This window comes from Streptomyces sp. NPDC005303 (assembly GCF_040607335.1).
Lineage (GTDB): Bacteria > Actinomycetota > Actinomycetes > Streptomycetales > Streptomycetaceae > Streptomyces.
Window position 1 is genome coordinate 1 of record NZ_JBEXGM010000078.1, and the last position, 3,929, is coordinate 3,929.

The 3,929-nt window shown below is 71.4% G+C and carries 2 protein-coding genes and 1 pseudogene; all 3 read right to left on the reverse strand.

From position 1 onward, the window contains the following. Positions 1 to 87: 87 nt before the first annotated feature. The 3 genes and pseudogenes from ABZT93_RS40275 to sucC all read right to left on the reverse strand — a co-directional run bounded on the left by ABZT93_RS40275 (position 88) and on the right by sucC (position 3,780). Positions 88 to 1,644: an aldehyde dehydrogenase family protein gene (locus tag ABZT93_RS40275; protein WP_356114093.1), complete on the reverse strand. Its 1,557-nt coding sequence runs from the start codon at positions 1,642 to 1,644 to the stop codon at positions 88 to 90. 95 nt (positions 1,645 to 1,739) lie between these two features. Next, on the reverse strand, positions 1,740 to 2,639 hold the full coding sequence (gene sucD / locus ABZT93_RS40280; RefSeq protein ID WP_356114096.1) for a succinate--CoA ligase subunit alpha: 900 nt from the start codon (positions 2,637 to 2,639) through the stop codon (positions 1,740 to 1,742). An 11-nt stretch (positions 2,640 to 2,650) separates the two neighbouring features. After that, positions 2,651 to 3,780: pseudogene (gene sucC, locus ABZT93_RS40285) on the reverse strand (ADP-forming succinate--CoA ligase subunit beta). Between the last annotated feature and the right edge of the window lie 149 nt (positions 3,781 to 3,929).

Consider the following 3,929-nt stretch of genomic DNA (forward strand, 5'->3'; position numbering starts at 1 on the left):
GGTCATGCTCGCCACCCCATCTCTGCGTCGTCGTGTGTTCGCGAGGGCCGGGCGGCGCCTTCTCTCGGCGCGCCGCCCGGACGGGCCTCACGGCATCAGCTGGTACTCGGGGAAGTTGCCGGGCAGTCGTTCGCCGGCCGGGCCCTGAGTCACCGCGCGTATCAGCAGCTCGCCGCCGACGAAGGCGCCGCTCCAGGAGGCGCCGAACCCGCCGAACAGCTCGTCGCGGTCGCCTCGGGAACGCGGCTTGCCGTGGCCGACCTTGAACGCGCGGATCTGCGGGGCGAGCCGGTCGAAGGTGGCCCGGTCGTCGGTGGACAGGGTGGCCACCAGGGCGCCGTTGGAGGCGTTCATCGCGGCCAGCAGTTCCGCCTCGGTGTCGACCAGGACGATGGTGTCGACCGGGCCGAAGGGTTCCGCGTGGTGCAGGGGTGAGGAAGGGGGCGGGTTGAGGAGCGTGACCGGCTGGACGTACGCCGAGGTGTCCTGGCCGGGCAGGAAGCGGGCGTCGGCCTCGCTGCCGCGGTGCACGGGGACGGCGCCGCGGTTGATGGCCTCGGCGACCTGGTCGCGCAGTTCCTTCGCCTTGGCCGCGTTGATCACCGGCCCGAAGTCCAGTGCGGGGTAGGGGTCGTCGGGGTGCGCGACGGCGAGCGGGTGGCCGAGGCGCAGGGTGCGCACCGCGGGGAGGTAGGCCGCCAGGAACTCGTCGAACAGCTCGCGCTGGACGACGAACCGCGGGTAGGCGGTGCAGCGCTGTTTGCCGTAGTCGAAGAGTTTGGGGATGACGGCGGTGAGCGCGTCCCAGTCGGTGTGGTTCCAGATGCCCCAGGTGTTGAGTCCCTCCTGTTCGAGGACGTGGCGCTTGCCCAGGTCGGCGACGGCCGTGGCGACGGCGGCGCCGGTGTCGCGGCCGCCGACGAAGGAGACACAGCCGATCTCGGGCGCCCGCACCAGCGCCTCGGACAGCTCCCGTCCGCTGCCGCTGACGAGGGTGACGGGAATCCCCTCGCGGGCGGCGAGCGCGCAGGCCAGGGTCAGACAGGCCACGCCGCCGTCGGTCGGGGTCTTGGCGATGACCGCGTTGCCCGCCAGTGCCTGCACCAGCATGGCGTGCACGAGCACGCTCATCGGGTAGTTCCAGCTGGCGATGTTGGACACCGGGCCGTCCAGCGGGGCACGGCCCTCGACCATCGGCTCGATGCCGTCGACGTACCAGCGCACGCCGTCGATGGCCCGGTCGACGTCCGCCTGCGCGAGCCGCCAGGGCTTGCCGATCTCCCAGACCAGCAGCAGCGCGAGGAGTTCGCGGTGCTGGGTGAGGGCGTCGAGGGTGGCCGCGACGCGGGCCCGGCGCTCTTCGAGCCGTATGTGCCGCCAGGCGCGGTGCTGTTGGAGGGAGGCGCGGACGGCCTGGTGGGCGGCTTCCCGGTCCAGGCGCGGCGGGCCGGCGATCGGGCTGCCGTCGACGGGGCTGGTGGCGGGTAGTGCCCGGCCGTCGGCCTGCCAGGCGGAGGCCCAGAGGTTGAGGACGCGGTCGTCCCGGAAGGCCTCGGGGGCGACGGCGAGGCAGCGCTGCCAGGCGTCGTTCCAGGAGGTACCGGACTTCACCACGAGGTGGGTGGAGTTGAGGGTGGTTGTCATGCGGTGTCTCCGCTCTCGGTGCACAGTCGGGGGCGGGGTAGGGGGGAACGCGGCGGGCCGGAGGGGTCTCCCGTCCGCCGCTGTGTGGTCCCGGGTCAGGCCCGAGGGGCCTCGGGGACCGTGTCCAACAGGGCGAGCACGAGGCGGGCCGTCTCGGTGGGGGTGTTCCCGACCTTGACGCCGACCGCCTCCAGCGCCGCCTTCTTCGCCTGTGCCGTGCCCGCCGAACCGGACACGATGGCGCCGGCGTGGCCCATGGTCCGTCCCTCGGGCGCGGTGAATCCGGCGATGTAGCCGACGACGGGTTTGGTGACGTGCTCACGGATGTACGCGGCCGCCCGCTCCTCGGCGTCCCCGCCGATCTCCCCGATGAGGACGATCAGTTCGGTGTCGGGGTCGTCCTGGAAGGCGGCCAGGCAGTCGATGTGGGTGGTGCCGACGACCGGGTCGCCGCCGATGCCGACGCAGGTGGAGAAGCCGATGTCGCGCAGCTCGTGCATGAGTTGGTAGGTGAGCGTGCCCGACTTGGACACCAGACCGACGCGTCCGGACCTGGTGATGTCGGCCGGGATGATGCCGGCGTGGGACTGGCCGGGGGTGATCAGGCCTGGGCAGTTGGGGCCGACGATCCGTGTCCCCTTCTTCTTCGCGTACGAGGTGAAGGCGACGGAGTCGTGCACGGGGATGCCCTCGGTGATGACGACCGCGAGCCCGATCCCGGCGTCGGCGGCCTCGACCACGGCGGCCTTGGCGAAGGCGGGCGGCACGAAGACGACGCTGACGTCCGCTCCGGTGGCCCGTACACCGTCGGCCACCGAGCCGAAGACGGGTACGGCCCGGTCGTCGAAGTCGACCGTCCGCCCGGCCTTGCGCGGGTTGACGCCGCCGACCACGTCGCTGCCCGCCGCGAGCATGCGCCGGGTGTGTTTCATGCCCTCGCCGCCGGTCATGCCCTGGACGAGGATCCTGGACTCCTTGGTCAGGAAGATGGCCATGTCCCGCTCCTTCAACCGGCGTTGGCGAGTTCGGCGGCACGGCGGGCGGCGCCGTCCATGGTGGTGGCCTGCTGGACCAGGGGGTGGGCCCGTTCGTCGAGGACGGCCCGGCCGCGGGCGGCGTTGTTGCCGTCGAGGCGCACGACGAGCGGCTTGGTGAGCCGGACCTCGTCCAGGGCCCGCACGATGCCCTCGGCGACCGCGTCGCAGGCGGTGATGCCGCCGAAGACGTTGACGAACACGGACTTCACCGCCGGGTCCGACAGGATGACCGTCAGTCCGTCGGCATGACCCGAGCCGAGGCCCCGCCGCCGATGTCGAGGAAGTTGGCGGGACGGGCTCCGCAGCCGGCGACCACGTCGAGGGTGGACATGACCAGGCCGGCGCCGTTGCCGATGACGCCGACCTCGCCGTCGAGCTTGACGTAGTTGAGGCCCTTCGCTGCGGCGGCGGCCTCCAGCGGAATGTCGTACGTGCTGCTGTCCGCGCCCCGACGGGGCTGCCGGAAGCGGGCATTGTCGTCGAGGGTGACCTTGCCGTCGAGGGCGAGGATGTGTCCCTGCCGGGTGCGGACGAGCGGGTTGACCTCGACGAGGACCGCGTCCTGGCGGACCAGCACCTCCCACAGCCGTACGAGGACGTCGACGGTCTGCGCCGGCAGTCCGGCCGCCTCGGCGATCTCGCCCGCCTTCGCCGAGGTGACACCTTCGGCGGGGTCGATGTGTATACGGGCGACCGCCTCCGGGCGGGCCGCAGCGACCTCCTCTATGTCCATGCCGCCCTCCGCCGAGGCGATGGCGAGGAAGCGGCCCGCGGCCCGGTCGAGGACGTAGGCGACGTAGAACTCGCCCTCGATGTCCACGGGCTGGGCCAACATGACCTTGCCGACCGTGTGTCCCTTGATGTCCATGCCGAGGATCCGGCGTGCCGTCTTCTCGGCCTCGGCCGGGTCGGCGGCGAGCCGCACCCCGCCCGCCTTGCCCCGACCGCCGGTCTTGACCTGCGCCTTGACGACGACCCTGCCGCCGAGCCGGCGAGCGATCGCACGGGCCTCCTGGGGCGAGTCGGTGACCTCCGCCCTCGGCACCGGGATCCCGCGTTCTTCGAAAAGCTCCCGGGCTTCGTGCTCGTACAGGTCCATGCTTGGGCTCCCGTCTCAAAGTGCACGACTCAAAAGTGCTGCACGCCCCCTGGACATCACCCATCGGATGCGGGATAACAATCTTCATACAGTATTCGTCGACTGTATGCAATGTGCCAAACATGGCCGTGAGGTGATCCATGACGACG